15 protein-coding genes are annotated in these 20,771 nt (G+C 62.5%); 13 read left to right on the forward strand and 2 right to left on the reverse strand.

The window, feature by feature from the left end; all coding sequences use genetic code 11:
- Positions 1–4 precede the first annotated feature (4 nt).
- The 8 genes from G7Y82_RS00930 (at position 5) to G7Y82_RS00965 (ending at position 11,660) form a co-directional block, all read left to right on the forward strand.
- Positions 5–910 carry a transporter gene (locus G7Y82_RS00930; protein WP_168146120.1) on the forward strand — a complete coding sequence of 302 codons (906 nt, stop codon included), beginning with the start codon at positions 5–7 and terminating at the stop codon, positions 908–910.
- Between the two features lie 38 nt (positions 911–948).
- A complete protein-coding gene (locus G7Y82_RS00935) occupies positions 949–3,042 on the forward strand; it encodes a PQQ-dependent dehydrogenase, methanol/ethanol family (protein ID WP_206370189.1) in 2,094 nt (697 codons plus the stop codon).
- 102 nt (positions 3,043–3,144) lie between these two features.
- Entirely contained in the window at positions 3,145–4,659 is a 1,515-nt protein-coding gene (locus tag G7Y82_RS00940) for an aldehyde dehydrogenase family protein (protein ID WP_168146122.1), read from the forward strand.
- Entirely contained in the window at positions 4,656–6,416 is a 1,761-nt protein-coding gene (locus G7Y82_RS00945) for an AMP-binding protein (protein WP_168146123.1), read from the forward strand. Before G7Y82_RS00940 ends, G7Y82_RS00945 begins: the two co-directional genes overlap by 4 nt.
- Positions 6,413–8,095, forward strand: coding sequence for an AMP-binding protein (locus G7Y82_RS00950; protein ID WP_168146124.1), 1,683 nt, complete (start codon positions 6,413–6,415; stop codon positions 8,093–8,095). The genes G7Y82_RS00945 and G7Y82_RS00950 overlap by 4 nt, the downstream gene beginning before the upstream one ends.
- Before the next feature lie 187 nt (positions 8,096–8,282).
- A complete protein-coding gene (locus G7Y82_RS00955; protein ID WP_168146125.1) occupies positions 8,283–9,395 on the forward strand; it encodes a DUF1214 domain-containing protein in 1,113 nt (370 codons plus the stop codon).
- The gene (locus G7Y82_RS00960) at positions 9,392–10,594 is read left to right on the forward strand and encodes a sulfotransferase family protein (RefSeq protein ID WP_168146126.1); all 1,203 of its coding nucleotides are present in this window, start codon (positions 9,392–9,394) and stop codon (positions 10,592–10,594) included. Before G7Y82_RS00955 ends, G7Y82_RS00960 begins: the two co-directional genes overlap by 4 nt.
- A gap of 280 nt (positions 10,595–10,874) precedes the next feature.
- Positions 10,875–11,660 (forward strand): SDR family oxidoreductase, encoded by a 786-nt coding sequence (locus tag G7Y82_RS00965; protein ID WP_168146127.1) that lies wholly within the window; start codon positions 10,875–10,877, stop codon positions 11,658–11,660.
- A gap of 427 nt (positions 11,661–12,087) precedes the next feature.
- Here the strand turns inward: G7Y82_RS00965 and G7Y82_RS00970 are convergent, their stop codons facing one another.
- Entirely contained in the window at positions 12,088–12,318 is a 231-nt protein-coding gene (locus G7Y82_RS00970; protein ID WP_168146128.1) for a helix-turn-helix domain-containing protein, read from the reverse strand.
- A gap of 152 nt (positions 12,319–12,470) precedes the next feature.
- On the opposite strand from G7Y82_RS00970, the gene G7Y82_RS00975 reads away from it, so the two are divergent.
- From G7Y82_RS00975 to G7Y82_RS00995, 5 genes are all read left to right on the forward strand, one after another.
- On the forward strand, positions 12,471–12,911 hold the full coding sequence (locus tag G7Y82_RS00975) for a hypothetical protein (protein WP_168146129.1): 441 nt from the start codon (positions 12,471–12,473) through the stop codon (positions 12,909–12,911).
- A 366-nt stretch (positions 12,912–13,277) separates the two neighbouring features.
- The gene (locus G7Y82_RS00980; protein ID WP_168146130.1) at positions 13,278–15,335 is read left to right on the forward strand and encodes a M13 family metallopeptidase; all 2,058 of its coding nucleotides are present in this window, start codon (positions 13,278–13,280) and stop codon (positions 15,333–15,335) included.
- A gap of 130 nt (positions 15,336–15,465) precedes the next feature.
- Positions 15,466–16,338, forward strand: coding sequence for a hypothetical protein (locus tag G7Y82_RS00985; protein WP_168146131.1), 873 nt, complete (start codon positions 15,466–15,468; stop codon positions 16,336–16,338).
- 93 nt (positions 16,339–16,431) lie between these two features.
- Positions 16,432–18,159 carry an ATP-dependent nuclease gene (locus G7Y82_RS00990; protein WP_168146132.1) on the forward strand — a complete coding sequence of 576 codons (1,728 nt, stop codon included), beginning with the start codon at positions 16,432–16,434 and terminating at the stop codon, positions 18,157–18,159.
- Positions 18,160–18,174: 15 nt separating this feature from the next.
- Positions 18,175–19,698: a hypothetical protein gene (locus G7Y82_RS00995; RefSeq protein WP_168146133.1), complete on the forward strand. Its 1,524-nt coding sequence runs from the start codon at positions 18,175–18,177 to the stop codon at positions 19,696–19,698.
- 171 nt (positions 19,699–19,869) lie between these two features.
- Here G7Y82_RS00995 and G7Y82_RS01000 read toward each other — a convergent pair whose 3' ends face one another.
- Positions 19,870–20,652, reverse strand: coding sequence for a hypothetical protein (locus tag G7Y82_RS01000; RefSeq protein WP_168146134.1), 783 nt, complete (start codon positions 20,650–20,652; stop codon positions 19,870–19,872).
- Positions 20,653–20,771: the final 119 nt, after the last annotated feature.

The following is a 20,771-nucleotide window of genomic DNA, read 5'->3' on the forward strand; positions in this document are numbered from 1 at the left end:
TTACATGACGATGCAAAAATCGTCGTCCGCGCGGTGCGGACGAGCGGCGCTGACCGCGGCACTTTTCTGTCTCGGCGGACTGCTGACGCCCGATGCATGGGCGGTCGACGTCGACGCCGGCGACTACACCGCGCTGCCCGGCGGCACCAACCTTGGCCTGCTGTACTACCAGTACGCGACACGCGACAAGCTGTACGCCGATGGCGACAAACAGCCGATTGATCCGAAGCTCGACTCGAACATCGGCATCGCCCGCTACGTGCATTTCGTAAACGTCGGCGGCTACATCATCGATCCGCAGTTTCTGTTGCCGTTCGGCAAGCTCAAGGCCGAGGACGATATCTCGTCGCTGGGCGATGCCAGCGGCGTCGGTGACCTGATCCTTGCGGCGACGGTCTGGCTCGTGAACCAGCCCAAGACCAACACGTATTTCGGCATCACACCGTTTCTCTACGTACCGACCGGCAACTACGACAAGGACGATTCACTCAACATCGGCGAGAACCGCTGGAAATTCGCACTGCAGGCGGGATACATCACCGGACTCACCGACAAACTGGCGCTCGACCTGGCCGGAGACGTCACGCTCTACGGCAAGAACGACAAGTACGGGTCGAGCGAGGCGACGCTCAAGCAGGATGCCAGCGTGCAGTTGCAGGGTTTCCTGCGCTATCAGCTCCTGCAGAACTGGGACCTGCGCGGCGGCCTGTCGTACACCTTCGGCGGCGAAACGAAGATCGACGGCGTGAGCCAGGACGACAGGACGAAAACGCTGAAGATGCAGGTCGGCACCGCCTGGTTCCTGCTGCCGACGCTACAGCTGATGGCCAATTACGGTCGTGACCTGGACGTCGAGAACGGGTTCAAGGAAGCCAATCGCGTCAACCTGCGCGTATTGACCGTGTTCTGATGTTCCCGACACAACAAGCAATCGAGAGAGGAGAGACCATGAAACCCATCCATCGCAGCGCGTGCTGCGCGCTCGTGGCCGCAGCGTTGCTGACAAGTGCCGCGGCGCGTGCTGCCACGGCGGCCGTCGAGGTCGATCAGGCCTTCGTGATCGCCAACGCAAGCACCGGCAAGAACTGGCCGGCCAACGGCTTCGACTACGGCGGCACCCGCTTCAGTCCGCTCGAACAGATCAACACCGACAACGTAAAACAGCTTGGTCCGGCCTGGACATACGACCTGCAGTCCGAGCGCGGCATCGAGGCGACGCCGATCGTCGTCGACGGCGTGATGTATGTCACCGCGTCATGGAGCGTCGTTCATGCGCTGGACGCGCGCACCGGCAAGAAGCTGTGGAGCTACGATCCGCACGTGCCGCGCCGAATGGCGTACAAGGCCTGCTGCGATGTGGTCAATCGCGGCGTCGCTGTCTACAAGGGCAAGGTCTACGTCGGTTCGCTCGACGGCCGCCTGATTGCGCTCGACGCCGGCACCGGCAAGAAAGTCTGGGAACAGGACACCGTCTCCGACCACTCGCGCTCCTACACGATCACCGGCGCGCCACGGGTCGTGAAGGGCAAGGTCATCATCGGCAACGGCGGCGCCGAGTTCGGCGTACGCGGTTACGTCACCGCCTACGATGCCGAAACCGGCAAACAGGCCTGGCGCTGGTTCGTCGTCCCCGGAGATCCATCGAAGCCGTACGAGGACGAGTCGATGGCGAAAGCCGCGAAGACCTGGGACCCGGCCGGCAAGTACTGGGAGGCCGGCGGCGGCGGCACCGTCTGGAACTCGATGGTCTACGACCCCGAGCTCAACCTGCTTTACATCGGCACCGGCAACGCCTCGCCGTGGTCACAGCACCAACGCAGCCCGGCCGGCGGCGACAATCTCTATGTCGCTTCGATCGTCGCGCTCAACCCCGATACCGGCAAGTACGTCTGGCACTACCAGGAAACGCCGGGAGACAGCTGGGACTACACGTCGGTCCAGGACCTGATACTGGCCGACCTCAAGCTCGACGGAAAAACGCGCAAGGTCATCCTCCACGCTCCCAAAAACGGCTTCTTCTTCGTCATCGACCGCACCAACGGCCGGTTCATCTCGGCAAAGAACTTCGTCGACGTGAACTGGGCGACCGGCTACGACAAGAACGGGCGTCCGATCGAAGTGGCCAACGTGCGCTCGCCCGACAAGCCGTTCGACATCATTCCGGGCCCGTTCGGCGGCCACAACTGGCACTCGATGTCATACAGCCCGCTGACCGGCCTCGCCTACTTCCCGGCGCAGAACGTGCCGCTGAATCTCGCCAATGACAAGCGCTGGTCCGGCCAAGGCAGCAACAAGCCGGGCCAACCGATGAGCGGCATCGGCTGGAACACGGCGATGCTGATCAATTCGCAGACGCCGAAGAGCAAACCGTTCGGCCGCTTGATCGCCTGGGACCCGGTCAACCAGCGTGAAGCCTGGCGTCACGAATATGTCTCGCCGTGGAATGGCGGCACGCTGGCAACCGCCGGCAACCTGGTCTTCGAAGGCACCGCGGATGCACGCATCATCGCCTTCAACGCGCGCACCGGCCAGCAACTTTGGGATTCGCCGACCGGCACCGGCGTCATCGCCGCACCGATCAGCTACGAAATCGACGGCAAGCAATACATCTCGGTCGCGGCCGGCTGGGGCGGCGTCTATGGCGAATCGCAGCGCGCCAGCGAAGGCAATACGCCCGGCACCGTCTACACCTTCGTGCTGGGCGGCAAGGCGCCGCTACCGAAGTTCACCGAGTATCAGCGTGGTGCGCTGCTGTCCGGCGTCAAATACGACCCGAAGGACGTCGAAGCCGGCACGGCGCTGTACGTCAGCAATTGTGTGTTCTGTCACGGCGTTCCCGGCGTCGACAAGGGCGGCAACCTGCCGAATCTCGGCTATGTCGACAAAACCTTCATCGAACACCTCGATCAGTTCGTGTTCAACGGTCCGTTCGTCAGCAAGGGCATGCCGGATTTCACCGGCAAGCTGACACCGGACGACGTCGAGAAGATCAAGGCCTTCATTCAAGGCACCGCCGACGCGGTCCGCCCCTCGACGCCTTGAGTGCGTAACCGGCCACGGCCGGCTCTCCCCTGGGCCCCTCGATTCCACGACGAGGGGCCCCTTCTTTTGCCACTGCGCGCACGTACGCAGGAGTCCTGACCCATGAACATGATGTCCGATGTCTCCGCCCTGCTCAGCGAGGGCACCCGCAACTTCCTCTCGATTCGCAATCACCGCATGCTGATCGATGGCCGCTGGACCGACGCACGCGACGGTGCACGATTCGACGTCGTCAACCCGGCCGACGAGACCGTCATCGCGACCGCTCCGGCCGCTGGCCCCGGCGATGTCGATCTCGCCGTGCAGGCGGCGCGTACCGCGTTCGAAAAAGGCCCGTGGTCGCGGCTGCGCCCCGCGCAGCGTCAGCAGCTGTTGCTGAAACTCGCCGGGCTGATCGAGCGCGATGCCCAGGTGATCGCCGAGATCGAATCGCTCGACAACGGCAAATCGGCGGCGGTCGCGCGCGCCGTCGACATCGCACTGACCGTCGAGTTCTTCCGCTACATGGCGGGTTTCGCAACCAAGATTCACGGCGAAACCATCGACGTGTCGGTACCGTTCGCGCCACCCGACGCCGAGTTCTTCGCATATACGCGTCGCGAGCCGGTCGGCGTGGTCGCCGCCGTCGTACCGTGGAACTTCCCGCTCCTGGTCGCCACCTGGAAGCTCGCGCCGGCGCTGGCCGCCGGCTGCACGGTCGTGCTCAAACCGGCCGAGCAGACGCCGCTGTCGGCGCTGTATCTGGGGCGCCTCATCGAAGAGGCGGGACTGCCGCCGGGCGTCGTCAACATCATCACCGGCGACGGCCTCGGCGCCGGCGCGCCACTGGTCGCTCACAGCGGCATCAACAAGATCAGCTTCACCGGCTCGACCGAGGTCGGCAAGCTGATCGGCAAGGCGGCGATGGACAACATGAGCCGCGTGACGCTCGAACTCGGCGGCAAGTCGCCGATGATCGTTCTCGACGACTGCGATCCGGAGACCGCCGCGCAGGGCGCCGCCAACGCCATCTTCTTCAACCATGGACAGGTCTGCTGCGCCGGTTCGCGCCTGTATGTGCCGAAGAAGATGTTCGAGCGCGTCACCGAAGCACTCGCCGGACATGCTGACGCACTGCCGATGGGTCACGGCCTCGATCCACAGACGCAGCTCGGCCCGCTGGTCTCGCAGGAACAGCTCGATCGCGTCTGCCGCTACATCGAGCTCGGCCGCCAGCAGGGCGCCCGCCTGCTCAGCGGCGGCGGTCGCGCCGACCGCGGCGGCTATTTCGTCAAACCGACGGTCTTCACCAGCGAAGACGAGTCGCTGCGCGTGGTGCGTGAGGAGATCTTCGGGCCGGTCGTCGTCGCGATGCCATACGACGATCTCGACGAAGTCGCCGCGCGGGCCAATGACACACCGTACGGCCTCGGCGCCAGCATCTGGTCGAAAGACCTGTCGCGCGTACAGCGGCTGGTCCCGAAGATCAAGGCCGGCACGGTCTGGGTCAACTGCCACAGCATGCTCGACTGTGCGGTGCCGTTCGGTGGCTACAAGCTGTCGGGCTTCGGCCGCGACATGGGACGCACCTCGCTCGACGCCTACCTCGAAACCAAATCGGTGTTCATGGCGATATGACGACAGCCGATCCTCATCCGCAAGCGAACAGCGGGGCCAGCAGCGTCGTGGGCCGCCGCGATGTGCCGCTGCTCGACATGACGATCGGCGCGGCACTCGATGCCGCCGTCGCCCGTCATGGCTCGCGCGACGCACTCATCGTCCGCCACCAGCAGATCCGCTGGAGCTGGACGGAATTGCGTGAGCAGGTCGACAGGGTCGCCGCACAGCTGCTGGCGCTGGGGCTGACGCCGGGAGACCGCGTCGGCATCTGGTCGCCGAACAGCGTCGAGTGGGTCCTCGCACAGTTCGCGACCGCACGCGCCGGCCTGATTCTCGTCAGCCTCAACCCGGCCTATCGTCTGCACGAGATCGAGTATGCGCTGAACAAGGTCGGCTGCCGCGCACTGATCCTGGCCCACGCGTTCAAGTCCAGCGACTACACCGGGATGATGGCCACGCTGGCACCGGAGCTGAAGCGTTGCGCGCCGGGTGCCCTTCAGGCGGCACGGCTGCCGGCGCTGCGCGCCGTGATCTGCACCGGCCAGCCGCCTCCGCCACCCGGCGTGATCGCGTTCCACGAACTGCAGCTCGCACCCGACGATGCAGCCCGCCGCCGGCTCGCCGAAGCCTCGGCCGCCGTCGAGCCGCGCGACGCCATCAACATCCAGTTCACGTCCGGCACGACCGGGTCGCCGAAAGGCGCGACACTCAGCCATCGCAATATCCTCAACAACGGCTATTTCGTCGCGCGGGCCATGCGTTTCTCCGAGCGCGACCGCCTTTGCATTCCGGTCCCGCTCTATCACTGCTTCGGCATGGTGATGGGCAATCTGGCCTGCATGACGCACGGGGCCTGCATGGTATTTCCATCCGAAGGCTTCGATCCGTTGGCAACACTGCAGACCGTGCAGGACGAGCGTTGCACCGCACTGCATGGCGTCCCGACGATGTTCATCGCCGAGCTCGACCATCCACGCTTCGCGGAATTCGATCTGTCGAGCCTGCGCACCGGCATCATGGCCGGCGCACCGTGCCCGATCGAAGTGATGAGCAAGGTGATCGAGCAGATGCACCTGCCCGAAATCACCATCGCCTACGGCATGACGGAAACTTCACCGGTCAGCTTCCAGGGCGCCGTCGACGATCCGATCGAGCGCCGGGTATCGACCGTCGGCCGCATCCAGCCGCACCTCGAAGCGAAAGTCGTCGACAGTGGCGCCACCGTTCCGCGTGGCAAAAAGGGCGAACTGCTGGTCCGCGGCTATTCGGTGATGCGCGGCTACTGGGACGACGAAGCGCGCACGCACGAAGCGATCGACGACGACGGCTGGATGCATACCGGCGATCTCGCCGTCATCGACGACGACGGCTACTGCAGCATCGTCGGCCGCGCCAAGGACATGGTGATTCGCGGCGGCGAGAACATCTATCCACGCGAGATCGAGGAATTCCTCTACGGGCATCCAGCGATCCGTGACGTGCAGGTCGTCGGCGTGCCGGACGCGCGCTTCGGCGAGGAGCTATGCGCCTGCATCACCTTGCGCGCCGATGCCCGTCTCGATGCCGAAGCCGTGCGCGCGTTCTGCCGCGACCAGATCGCGCAGTACAAAATTCCACGCCATGTCATCTTCCTCGAAGTCTTTCCGATGACAGTGACCGGCAAGATCCAGAAATTCCTGCTGAGGCAGGCGGCCAGGGAGCAGCTGGGACTCGATGAGTCGGGCTCCACGGACGGTAACCGCCACAGGAGCGACAGCACGGGAGCGAACCGATGAGCGGGGGAGAACGCTTCGTCGCCGCACGCAACAGGCTGCTGGCGCAGCGCACCGACCTTGAAGCCGCAGCACATGAGTTCCGCTGGCCGGAGCTGCCGGATTTCAACTGGGCCATCGACTATTTCGACGTCGCGGCGCGCGGCAACGACACCCCGGCTCTGTGGCTGGTCGAAGCGGACGGCAGCGAGCAAATCCTTTCATGGCAGCAGATGTCCGAACGCTCGAACCAGGTCGCCAACCATCTGCGCGTACTCGGCGTCCGCCGAGGCGATCACATACTGGTGATGCTGCCGAACCATGTCGCACTATGGGAAACGATGCTCGCCGGCATGAAACTCGGCGCCGTGCTGATTCCGACCACGCTGCTGCTGTCGAGCGACGACCTCGCCGACCGCTTGCAGCGCGGCAATGCGCGTTTCGTCGTCGCCGGCACCGCCGAGACCGCCAAGTTCGCACCGTACGCCGGCCAGTTCACCGGTATTGCCGTTGGCGGTGGCGTCGACGGCTGGCAAGCGTATGAACAAGCGTACGCGGCCTCGAAGACGTTCGTTGCCGACGTCGGGACGCGGGCGGACGACCCGTTGCTGCTGTATTTCACCTCGGGCACGACCTCGAAACCAAAGCTGGTCCTGCACACGCACCGCAGCTATCCGGTCGGGCATCTGTCGACGATGTACTGGCTGGGCCTGCAGCCTGGCGATCTGCACTACAACATCAGCTCGCCGGGCTGGGCCAAGCACGCGTGGAGCTGCTTCTTCTCGCCATGGAGCGCCGGCGCGACGATCTTCGTTTACAACTACCACCGCTTCGACGCCCGCGCCGTGCTCGATGAGCTGGTGCGCTGCGGTGTCAGCTCGCTGTGCGCCCCGCCCACCGTCTGGCGCATGCTGGTGCAGCAGGACCTCGGCACCTGGCCGGTACGCCTGCGCGAAATCATCGGCGCCGGCGAGCCGCTGAACCCGCAAATCATCGAACACGTACGCCGAGCCTGGGGCCTGACGATCCGTGACGGCTACGGCCAGACCGAGACGACGGCACAGATCGGCAACACGCCCGGGCAGGTACTCAAGAGCGGCTCGATGGGCCGGCCGCTGCCCGGCTACCGGATCGCCCTGCTCGACGCCGACGGCCAGCCGGCCGACGAGGGCGAAATTGCCATCGCACTCGAACCGCGGCCGGCTTCGCTGATGCGGGGCTACATCGACGACGCGGACAAGACCGCCGCCGTGATGCGCGACGGCTGGTATCGCACCGGCGACGTGGCGCTACGCGATGCCGACGGCTACTACAGCTATGTCGGTCGCGCCGACGACGTCTTCAAGGCATCCGATTACCGCATCAGTCCATTCGAACTCGAAAGTGCCCTGATCGAGCACAACGCCGTTGCCGAAGCCGCCGTCGTGCCGAGCCCCGACCCGCTGCGCCTCGCCGTGCCCAAGGCGTTCATCGTGTTGCGTGACGGCCACACGCCAAGCCGCGATCTGGCCGCCGACATCCTGCGCTTCGCGCGGCAACGGCTGGCGCCGTACCAGCGTATCCGGCGCATCGAATTCTGCGACCTGCCGAAAACGATCTCCGGCAAGATCCGGCGCATCGAACTGCGTCGCCTCGAAGTCGGCCGTGGCGAACAGCGCCGGCCGGAGGAATATTGGGAGCAGGACTTCCCCACCTCGGACTGAACGCGCGCCGTCGACGTGGCGGGGCATGCGGGCCTTGACGGCCTGTACGGCAGCGGCAGGGCCGCCCGTCGCGCGAATACGGCCCTATCTGGATGTCATGTCGCCTGACTCATTCGAACAGATGAAGTTGGCGCCGGCCGACGGACCTACTGTCGAACGCTGAATCGGCCTTGAGGAGGACGAGGCGATGAACGCGCACGACGACGTCGTCATCAGCGGCGCGGTTTGGGACGAGTTCTGCGACACGCTCAAGCGTGCCGGACGCCAGGTGCTGCGCCCGGAAACGCCAGCGACGCCGCTGGACCGCGCCGAGGGCTGGCGCTACCTGACCCGCCTGCTGCGCATCGGCCTGGAAATGCATCTGGAATTCGCCGATCCGGACGCGCCCGGCTTTTTTCTTCCGTCGCACGAAACCGGCAAGATCGGCGCCGACAATCCGGACAACCGCTACGCCTTCGCGCGCATCAGCGGCGACCGCGAATACGTGTTGCACGGCCAGCGCGGCACGGTGTCGTATTTGTCGGTCGGCACGCAAAAGGGCGGCTACGAAACCGACGGCAAGATGGAGCAGACCGGCTTCGTCGACGCCAAGGACTTGCAGATCGACGCCGACGGCAGCTTCGAGATCGTGCTGTCGCAGCAAAAGCCCGCACACGGCAACTGGCTGCGTATCGAACCGGCCAGCAACGCCGTGATCGTGCGCCAGACCTTCCTCGACCGCGCCCGCGAAAAGCCGGCGACGCTGACGATCGCGCCGCGCGGCCACGCCCGGCCGCCGCAGCCGCTGTCGTCCGAAGCCCTGCAACGCGGCCTGAAGAACGCCGCCGGCTTCGTCGAAGGCACGGCCACGGTGTTCGCCAATTGGGCGGCAAGCTATCTGCCGCACGAAAACGCCCTGCCGCCGGCCGATCAGGCCGTCTGCCAGCGCGCCGGCGGCGACCCCAACATCCACTACTACCACTCGGCCTGGGCACTGCAGCCGGACGAAGCGCTGATCGTGCACGTGCCGCGCATTCCCGAATGCCGCTTCTGGAATCTGCAGATCAACAACTGGTGGATGGAATCGCTGGATTACCGCTACCACCGCATCCACCTCAACCAGCACACGGCGCGGCTCGACGCCGACGGCGGCTGCACCATGGTGCTCGCACACCGCGACCCCGGCGTGCCGAACTGGCTGGAAACCGCCGGCCACACGCGCGGCACCCTGTGCATGCGCTGGGTCGGCGCGCGCGAACACGTCGACCCGACGACGCGCTGCGTCAAACTCGATCAACTCAAGCGGGAACTCGCCGCATGAATACCGCTGTGAATCTACAAAACGGCTTTGACATCGACGCGATGCTCGCCGAAGCCTTCAAGATCACCGGCGGCCTGCGTGACTTCGGCACGCCGGACGTGCGCCCCGGACTCGTCGCGCTGTGCACGTCACTGGATGCCGACGCCAAGCTGAGCGACACCGGCCGCTACCTGATGCGGCAGAAGCTGGTCACGCAGCTCGCCAATCGCCTGCGCATCGAGGACTACTTCGCGAAGTATCCGGAGATCGCCGACGAGGTCATCGCCGCGCCCATCGTCATCGTCGGCCTGCCGCGCACCGGCACCACCAAACTGCATCGCCTGCTGTCGCGCGATCCGCGCTTCCACACCATGGCGTTCTGGGAATCGCAGTTCCCGGTGCCGTTCGACGGCGAATCGCTGAACGATCCGGCGCCGCGCATCCGCGAAGGCCACGGCCTGTGCGAAATGATGACCACGGCGATGCCCAAGCTCGCCGCCATCCACCCGATGTTCGCCGAGGAAGCCGACGAGGAAGTGATGCTCACCGAGCACACTTTCATGTCGTCGTTCAACGCCTACGCCGACGTGCCGTCGTACATGCAATGGCTGGACGCGCAGAACCAGCTGGTCGTCTACCAGTTCCTGCGCCGCGGCCTGCAGTTCCTGCAGTGGCAGAAACGCCAGCGCGGCATCACCGCCGAGCGCTGGGTGCTCAAGGCGCCGCATCATCTGCTGCGCATGGACCTGCTGCTCGAAGCCTTCCCCGGCGCGCGCGTGATCCTCACGCACCGCGACCCGCTGCAAAGCATTCCGTCCATCGCCAGCTTCATCCACACGCTGTGGGGCATCTACAGCAGCGACGCCAGCGCCGAACGCGCCGGCCACGAATGGAGCGCACTGATGAAACGCGCGCTCGCACACACCGGGAAAATCCGCCGCGCCGCGCCGGATCAGTTTCTCGACGTGCAGTTCCGCGACACCGTCAAAGAGCCGATGGACGTGGTCCACACCATCTACCGCTGGCTCGGTCTGCAAATGCCGCCCGCGTCGGAAGCCGCAATGCGCGAATGGCTGGCCGCCGATGCCAAGACCCACCAGGGCGGCCACGACTACAGCGCCGCAACCTTCGGCCTCAGCGACGACCAACTGCAACGCGACTTCGCCGACTACCGCGCCCGTCACGTCGCAACGGCAACGGCAACGGCAACGCCGAGCTGAGCTGAGCTGAGCTGAACCATATCGCGCCCTCGCCCCCGGACACGGGGCAGAGGGCTGGGGTGAGAGGGCACCCACTAAACCAAACGCCCCAACCGCGCGACTCCAAACCCGGAGGGCGCCGCCCCCTACCAATCCCCTCGCAGGAGAGGGCCAGGAAGAAGGGAAGGCAGGGCTTTCGAGCCGCGAAGCGGAGAACCCGCGAACGCGCGCCGGGAAAGATCCCGCAGCCCGCCCTTCCCGGCGTGAAGCGGAACCCACAAGACAAACCGAGGAGAACCCCATGCTGCTGAAGGACAAAGTCGTCGTCGTCTCGGGCATCGGCCCGGGCCTGGGCGTGAAGCTCGCCATCGAAGCCGCGCGTGAAGGCGCCAAAGTCGTCGTCGTCGCCGCGCGCAGCGCCGACAAGCTCGACGACGCCGAACAACGCATTCGCGCGCTCGGCACCCATACCGCCGTGCTCAAGCAGACCTGCGACATCACCCAACGCGAGCAGTGCGACGCGCTGGCCGCCGCCGCGGCACGCGAATTCGGCCGCATCGACGCGCTGGTCAACAGCGCCTTCGTGCACGGCGACATGGACTACGCGTCCACCGCCGACCTCGACAGCTGGCGCGCCACGCTCGACACCAACCTGCTCGGCACACTGCGCCTCACGCAGGCCTGCATCCCGCACCTGCCGCGCGGCAGCGCCGTGGTCATGATCAACACCATGGCCGCGCGCAAGATCCCGCCGCTCGGCGAAGCCGGTTACGCCGCCTCCAAGGCCGCGCTCGCCAACTCGGTGAAATGGCTGGCCAAGGAACTCGGCCCCAAGGGCATCCGCGTCAACTCCGTGCACATGGGCTGGATGTGGGGCGCACCGGTCGAGGGCTACGTGAACTGGCAGGCGCAGGAAAGCAAAGTGCCGGTCGAAACGCTCAAGGCACAGATCGCCGCCGACATCCCGCTCGGCCACATCCCCACCGACGACGACTGCGCCAAGGCCGCACTGTTCATGGTCTCCGACTACGCCGCCGCCGTCACCGGCGCCGCCCTCGACGCCAACGGCGGCGCGTACATGCCATAGCCCGCGCCCGCCGCCCTGTAGGAGTGGCGCAAGCCGCCACCTCGGCAGGCTCGCCACGCGGGGTGTCGCGGCTTGCGCCACTCCTACAAAGCACCCGCACACAGCCTGTCCGCAGGGCGGGATTCATCCCGCCAGTCGCGCAGGCTTTATTGCGCCCCAAGTGAATGTATCCCCCGCAACGCCAAACGCCCGACAATCCCCGTAGGAGCGGCGCAAGCCGCGACCTCCGCAGGCTCGTCACGCGGGGTGTCGCGGCTGGCGCCACTCCTACAACGCACCCGCACACAGCCTGTCCGTAGGGCGGGATTCATCCCGCCGATCGCGCTGGGGACGTGTCGACATCTCTGCCCCATGCGCATTCGACGATATTTGTGGCCGTACGCGACGAGCGAACACAGCCCCGCCTCTTATTGGACAGCGCGAGCAATCACCGAGAAGTCAGCAATACCGGCGGCGCCACGCCGAGCGCGGCGGCAAGCCGCTCGATGTTGTAGATCGTCACGTTCTTCTCGCAGCGTTCAAGCATGCCGATGTAGGTGCGATGCACACCTGCCAGCTCGGCCAGCGCTTCCTGAGACAGACCGCGCTCCATCCGCAGCCGCCGCACGTTCTGCGCGAAGACTTCGACCAGCGGGGTTTCCTTGGGCTTTCGTGCCATCCCTTGATGGTCATCGCCCGCATACCACGATTCGACATACTACGATTAGCGTTGCATACTGTAATTAGCGTTCCGATTTCGCCGATCGGATGAACCCCAGCGGCAAGCCGCTGGCGCTGAATCCAGTGACAGGAAGGGAGGCGCAGAGCGCCATGAACTCCACGACCATACCCGCTCTCAGCGCCCCGAAAGACGGCGCAGACTCCGATTCGCTCGACGCGCTCTTGAATCACCTGCAGGGCAACGGACCGGACGTGCAAGCCGACGCGGCGCTGGCTCGCTTTTCCGAAGCACGCCTGCGTGCGATCGAATTCGGAGCACGCGCCCGCGCGGAAGACTGCCTGCACAACGTACAGTCGTTGGCCCGCCTTCTGACACAAGCCTTGCGGAGTGACGAGCAAGCACCCGTATCGGACACGTTGGCGGCCGTGCAGCACCTCGAACAGCTGGCACGAGACAGCGAACGCTGGGCACTGATCGCGGAACATGCCGTGATGTATCGCAAACAAAGGCCCGTGGCCGAGGAAGTGGCACAGCGGTGGATGCATTGGGCGCGGCACCTCGGGGAATGGCCCGACGCAAAGCGCGGATAGCCTCATATGCCGTAGGTCACACCACGCCCCACTATCCACAGCCCTTGTAGGAGCGGCGCAAGCCGCGACACCCATCTCGATCAAACCCACGCAGGTCGCGGCTCGCGCCACTCCTACAAAACACCCGCACACAGCCTGTCCGTAGGGCGGGATTCATCCCGCCTGCCGCGTGCGTTTACACGAGGCGCGATCAATCCCGCCGACCGCGTCCGGAACCTCCCCACCATGCCTCAAAATCCACCCCACACACACCACACCCACAACCCCAAGTCCGCCCCGCCGACGAGAACTACGTCACAAAACCATCTTGTCGCGGCACGGTTTTAGCAGCTACCGTCAGAAGCAGACACGCTCCGGGGGGAGTTCATGTTCGTTCGCCATGTCCTGGCCGTCGCGCTCGGCGTCTTCACCGTGGGCGCCGAGGCGGCGCCGGCGGATGTGCCGACCCAGGGTCCGCTGCAATCGCTGCCGTACACGCCCAGCCTGGACGTCAGCGCCATGGATACCCGCGCGCAGGCCTGCGACAACTTCTACCAATACGCCTGCGGCGGCTGGCAGAAACACAACCCCATTCCGTCCGACCAGGCCAGTTGGAGCGTCTACGGCAAGGTCTACGCGGAGAACCAGCGCTTCCTCTGGGGCATCCTCGCCGGCCTGAGCCAGAAGACCACCGGCCTGACGGCCGATCAGCAAAAGCTCGGCGACTACTTCAGCGCCTGCATGAACGAAGCCGCCGTCCAAAAAGCCGGCCTGACGCCGATCAACGGCGACCTCGCGCGCATCGCCTCGCTCAAGGACAAGGCCGCCCTGCCCGGCCTGATCGCCGCCCTGCAGGAGCGCACTCTCGATCGCGGCTTTCTGTTCGCGTTCGGCTCCGCACAATCGCTGAGCGACGCCACGCAGGTCATCGCCGACGTCGACCGCGGCGGCCTCGGCCTGCCGGACCGCGACTACTACTTCCGCGACGACGCCAAGTCCAAAAAGCTGCGCGCCCAATACGTGGCCCACGTCCAAGCCATGTTTGGCCTGCTCGGCGACGCGCCGGCCGTGGCCAAACAGCACGCCGCCACCGTGATGAAGATCGAAACAGCGCTGGCCAAGACCCAGCTCACGCCGGTCGAGCGCCGCGATCCGCATTCGCTCGATCACCCCGTGGATCTCGAAGGCCTGCAGGCGCTGACGCCGCACTTCGACTGGAGCGCGTATCTCAAGACGCTGGGCACGCAGCCCGCCACGTTCAATGTCGAAGAACCGGCCTACCTCACGGCAATGGACGCCGAACTGGCGACGCTGAGCCTGGCCGACTGGCAGACCTATCTGCGCTGGCACGTCGCCCATGCCAACGCTGACGTGCTGCCCAAACCCTTCGTCACCGCCAACTTCGACTTCTACCGCAAGACCCTGCGCGGCGTGCCCGAGCAACAGCCGCGCTGGAAACGCTGCGTGACCATGACCGACGAGCAGCTCGGCGACGCGCTGGGCCGCGAGTTCGTCGCGCGCACCTTCAGCGCCAAGACCAAGGCCGACGTGCAACGCATGACCGAACAGATCGAAGCGGCCATGAAGTCGGAGATCGAAACGCTGGACTGGATGAGCGACGCCACCAAGAAAAAGGCGCTCGAAAAGCTCGCCGCCATCGTCAACAAGATCGGCTACCCCGACCACTGGCGCGACTACAGCACGCTGACCATCGCCCGTGACGACTTCGCCGGCAACGTCGCGCGCGGCAATGTCTATGAAGCGCGCCGCGATCTCGCCAAGATCGGCAAGCCGGTGGACCGCAGCGAATGGGGCATGACGCCGCCCACCGTCAACGCCTATTACGACCCGCAGAAGAACGACATCAACTTTCCGGCCGGCGTGCTGCAACCGCCGCTCTACGATCCGAAGATGGATGCCGCGCCCAACTACGGCAACACCGGCGGCACCATCGGCCACGAACTGACGCACGCCTTCGACGACGAAGGCCGCCAGTTCGACGCGCAAGGCAACCTCAAGGACTGGTGGACGCCGGCCGACGCCAAGGCCTTCGAAAAGCAGGCCAGTTGCGTCGTCGACCAATACGCGCAATACACCGTCGTCGACGACATCAAGATCAACAGCAAACTCACCGAAGGCGAAGACCTCGCCGACCTCGGCGGCCTGGTCCTCGCGTGGATCGCCTGGAAGACCGAAACCGAAGGCCAGAAGCTGCAGCCCGTCGCCGGCCTGACGCCGGAACAGCGCTTCTTCATCGGCAACGCCCAATGGGCCTGCGCCAACGAACGCCCCGAACAACTCCGCGCCGGCGCGCTCACCGACCCCCACTCACCCCCCGAATACCGCGTCAACGGCCTCGTCGTGAACATGCCGCAGTTCAAGGAGGCGTTTCACTGCAAGGACGGGGACAAGATGGTGAAGGAGCAGCAGTGCCGGGTTTGGTGAGCCCCCCAGAGAAGCTACGTATGAATTTCCGCATTCCGCTCCGCATAACTCTGAAGAAGATCATGGAATATTCACGAATTTAAAGGGTTACTTTCCTCTCTAAGTTCTTAGACAGAATACCGGAGGCGGCATGCATCATCAGGGGGAATCAGTGGAAGTAAATAAAGAAAAAGCCGCGCTATGGGACTATGTGAAGGCATTTTGTGCAATAGCCATCACAGCAGTATTTGCCGTGAAGATCTATCTAACGCCGATATCGCTAACCGTAGATTTTCCTACATTGCTGTCGCTTCTTTTAGCATTGTTCTCGGTCGCTCTTGCTGCAATGTTTTATTTTAAAGCAACAGAGACAAGCAATACTTTTTATGACAATACGTATAAGTTCACTCGCGATATTGCACAACTTCTCGTAAAAATAGAAAGCGGGTTCGGCGAACGTCTTAGACATCTTGATGAAGGCTACTCGTCCATGCGTAGCTACATACAGAACCTTCCAGGTAAATCGAACGAGGATGTAGAAAAGACCAAGAGGAAGATTGAGACAGAACAGCAAGAGGTTGAAAAGGTCGTTGCCGAGCGCAACGAGATCATTCGGCACCTTGTAGAGCGCTCTCAGCTTCATGAAGAAGAGAAAGAAACGGTTCTTCATCAACTTAAGGCGAAAGAGGAAGAGGTCCTGGAAGCACAGAAAGAGGTAGAGAAGCTCAACAAGCACCTCCTCCTTGAGCGCCTTAAGCGGCGTCGAGATGCGCGCGAGCGTATGGTCCTCGACGACGGATTAGCTAACTTTACCCTCAGACACGTCGTGAGGAAGATAGGCTCGGAACAAATCAGAAACGGCAGCGATAGCTTTTTGAGAAGGAATTTTGGACGCCTCGTTAACGACCTGCCTGGCGGTTACATAGAAGACCTGGAAAAACATGGTTACTTTGAATCAGGCCTTACGCCATCAGGTGTCAGGTATCTTCGCGCTGTAGCATCATCTGAAGGCAATGATGCATAACCATGCCGCCTACCCGACGTATTTTCCGTCGCTTCGCGCCGTCAAATCCGCGGCTGAAGGCAAGCGTTGAGCATTTCATGAGGAGAGCTGTCGATGCGTTTGAAATCGATAACCACAAAAAACTATCGGACGTTACACGATCTTACGCTTACGTTTGCAAATAACTACTGCACAATCTCCGGCAGGAACAACGCCGGCAAGTCTTGCGTTATCCGACTCTTGTCGGCTCTGTTTCGAGCGCACGCCCGCTATCCATGGCAAATCGATGAAAGTGGACTCGACTACAAGGACGACAAAACGCAATGGGTCAAGGACACGGCGCCAATAGTCGCTTCGTTCGGTCTCGATATTACGCGCCATGATGATCCCGCCCTCATTTCCTTCATCGAAAAAATTGCTTCAAAGAAAATTGAAGAGCAGACCGCAAATCTTACCGTCGAATACGCTGTCTCCGATAGCGACGAGATAACAGTCTCCATCTGCGTTAATGGTGAAAGGGTTGACGACAAAGCTGCCAAGGAGATCGACAAGAGGATTAAGGACTCGAATCTACTTTTTCTGTACAACTCCACGACGCGACATGATGACTTTATCTTCGGTCGCGGACGCCGGCGCATGTTCTATGAGTTCGTCATGTCTACCGATGAACGAAAAGCACTTGAGGAAGCCGGAAAACATATAGAACGGCGGTTGCGGAAACTCGCGAAAGATCATACTGAAGGGCTGAGCAAGATTCTCGGGAGGCTTACCGAGAAGTACGACGTCGAGGTGTCGCCTTTGGAAGGATTCGCTGCTCGCGAAATGCCGCTGGGGATCAACTTAAAAGACAAGAATGTTGAAGTTCCCCTGAGCGACTGGGGAAGCGGCACGCAGAATCGCACGCACATATTGATGGCAGTGCTTCAAGCAAACCGCATCAAGACTACAGGGTCGCCAGACGACAAAATTACTCCTGTGGTCGTAATAGAAGAGCCGGAGAGCTTCCTGCATCCTTCGGCACAGGCGGAGTTTGGGCGAATGCTGCGCCATCTGTCCGAGGAGTTTGGCATTCAGATACTCGTAACCACACACAGTCCCCACATGCTTAATCAGGAGGACGGCGAATCCAACATCCTGTTGACACGCGAGACCAAACGAGGAAGGGCTTATGAGTCGGTGAGAGTTGATACGTCCGGGGAGAACTGGATGGCCCCGTTTGCGGACCACCTCGGAATCAGCTCGGAGGACTTCTCATGTCTGAAGCCACTATTCTCGGCAGACAAATCAAAGGTCCTGTTAGTTGAGGGGCCTATAGACCAAGAGTACTTCCGTTTTTTTCAAGAGCACTCGTTGGCATGTGATCGATTGTCCGGCAGTATTGAGGTCGTCCCGTACGGGGGAAAGGACACACTGAAGAATACGTTGCTGATCCAATTCGTTTTGAGGAAGTTTGATCGGGTCTTCGTAACGTACGACTTGGACGCAGCCGCCGATGTTCGTGCCGCGCTTGGTCGCGTAGGACTCAAGGAGAGTACGGATTACATCGGCTTGGGCGTCAGCCAGGCCGGAAAGGACTGCATTGAAGGGCTTCTTCCGCAGAGTGTCCTATCGGCGGTGAATGGCCGAGAAACAGATCTTATTATGAAGCTCGGCAGCAAAGACAACTCCGAGCGACGCAAGGCTAAGGACGCGCTCAAGAAGCTGTATCTTGCGGAATTCAAGGCAAAAACCGACCACACAAAAGAGGACTTAAAGGAGCTCGCCAAAGTCGTTCGCCTAGTGAATACGAGGCTTAATGCCCAACAAGGGGTTCCAGCCGACGCGGCAGCACCGCGGCGTTAGATTTCGGAGTAAGACATGCGAAAGGTTGCCGGGTACTCGTTTGAGCAAAGCTTCACGACTCCTGAAGATGGCGAGGCCCGCGTCGCTTTGGCCACGACCGCAGTTGAAGCTTGGCTTGACGAGAAGGGCACCGTAGACCAATCAACTGGAGCTTTTGCGCTTCGGGACGGTCGCAAGGGACACTACCGAAAGACCGAAATCGCGATTGACGGTGCGAAGCTGACGGAGCATTCCTTTCAGGAGCCTACCGACGGCGGCCCAATACAGACTGATATCAAGATTGGAGTCACAGGAGGAAAAATCCTCACCTACGTCGAACTCAGGGCAGGCGCCCCATTGAATTGGGTAGGCCCGATCAATCTCGATATACGGTGTCCACGAGTGGTTCGCGCCATCCTCGGCGGGAGTATGGAGTGGAAGTTGGGCGAAACGCCGCTGGGAACCAAGCCAATCAACTTTCTGGGTACATCCGGGGCCAGCAAACTCGATGCAGTGATTTGGCACACCGAACGCAATTTACCGGTTGTCTGTATTTCCGAGGATGATGACGGCCCTCTGACTGAGGGTATTTCGGATCGAATGGCAGCGGACCTCAGTGGCCTTGCTATTGTGGCCCACATAGATTCCGCAGCCGCTTGGAACATTACTAATCTACGTGGCAAAGAATGGTCCTGTTTTGGCGGTGCGATTCGACTCTACTGGCCCAGGGTGAGTGGGTCGAATCCGTTGCAGCACCCATTGTGGACTAAATTATCTTTGCTTAGAGACGCCGGCTCGGCAGACGGAGCTTCGCGCAAGATTCGGCACCAGATCAGGCGGCGAATCCTTGGACTCTCCGCATTCTCGATAAGCGAACCAAGTGACCTAAGGCAAATTCGGGACAAGCATGCCGCGGCAGTCACTGCAAAGGAACGCGCGAAACTTCAAAGCAAGTCCGAATGGGAAAAACTTGCCGATAGTTACTCGGAAGAGAATGACGATCTCAAAATCCGTCTGAATGCTTCGGAGACCGAAATCAATGATCTCCGTGTGCAGCTAGCTAATCTACAAGGCGCGTTGCAGTGGAAGGAAACGACGGAGTCTGAGGTCGCGCCGCGGCAGGAATTGCCACCAACCACTGTCACAGAGGCGGTAGATCGAGCACGCAAGTCACTTTCTCGTTTGTATTTCGGTGCAGATGTAGACACTGGTGTTGCTGCCCTTTCAGGCGATGCAGGGCCTCCTGAAAAGGTGCTCGACTATCTTGAGGCCTTGCAGGAAATGGCCGAGGAGCAGGCAAAAGGACCACTCGGCGTCACGCAAATCCAATGGCTGAAAGACCGAGGCATTCATGGATCAGGAGAGTCCGAGACGATCCTCAACTCAAATAAGGAAATGAAGAAGCGGACGTGGGCTGGACCGAATGGGCAGCAACGCTTCGAGAAGCACCTGAAGCCAAACGACAATATTGCACCCGACAAGTGTGTGCGCATCTACTTCGAGGCGGAGCCGGAAAGGGACCGCATAGTCGTGGGGTGGATCGGCAGACATCCGGGATGAAATCTAACTACGTACATGGACTCCTCCCGCAAGGCCGCAGGTGAAGTGAAACGCTGATCAAGAGAAAAAGGGTCGGAGTAAATATTTCCACCCGCAGCGACCGACCCGCGGCAGGCGGGATAAATCCCGCCCTACGTCTGCGGTGACGTGACGCGCATCGCGCAGGTCGTACTAGCCCAGCTCCGCAATCCGCTGCTGTACGCGCGGCGCCCACGCGGAGTTTCTGTATAGCGTCTGGAAGTACATATTCCAGGCCTTCTTTTCTTCGGCGGCGCTGTGGACGATGGTGACGTCGCCGGGGGCGGCTTGTTCGTCGTCGTCGAGGGATGGGCCTATGGAAAATAGCTCGGCGTGTTCCGGCGGGATCATGATGAGGCCGTGGTAGACCGGTGTGCCGGCGCGGACGGTGATGATGGTTTTCCAGGCGTTGCCGCGGTGATAGTCGTAGTGCTGGCGGTGCAGCTCACGCTTCTTGGGTTTCTTGTAGTAATCGGATTTCGGGAAGGTGTTGCGGGTGACGCTTTTCTCCATGACGAAGCGATAGTCGCCGGGCGGTACGTTTGAGAAGAGGGCGCGGCTGCCGCGCTGGTCGATGAAGTCGATGCGCGCACCATCCGAGACGCGTTCGAGATAGGCACCGACGTCGGAGAGGCCGTAGTCCATGTCGATCATCTCGCCGGGCGGCGGCGTGAGATCGACATCGACCAGAACCAGGCCGGTGGTTTGCGGGTCGCCTTGCAGCGGTGGCGGGCCGCCGGACAGCAGATCGCCGATCGAATAATTGGGGACGACGCCACCCGCGCAGCCGCTGATGACGGCGAGCGCCGCGAGGCTGAGCGCCAGGCGCGCGCGTTGCCCCCAGGTGCGGGCGCGCGAACGGCTCGCCATGTATTGGCGTCCGGCGCGCGGGGTCTGCGCACCGATGTCCCCACTCCACTCCTTCAATCCCTGCACGTCGTTGTCCCTTGAACCGTGTTGATCACTCGCTGCGCGACGCAGCTTGTGACGTGGATGGTGCGACGGCGAAAGAGAACGGCTCAACCCCAGGATGAGGTGTCGAAGATGACCGCGAG

It is taken from the genome of Solimonas marina, assembly GCF_012241385.1.
Lineage (GTDB): Bacteria > Pseudomonadota > Gammaproteobacteria > Nevskiales > Nevskiaceae > Solimonas > Solimonas marina.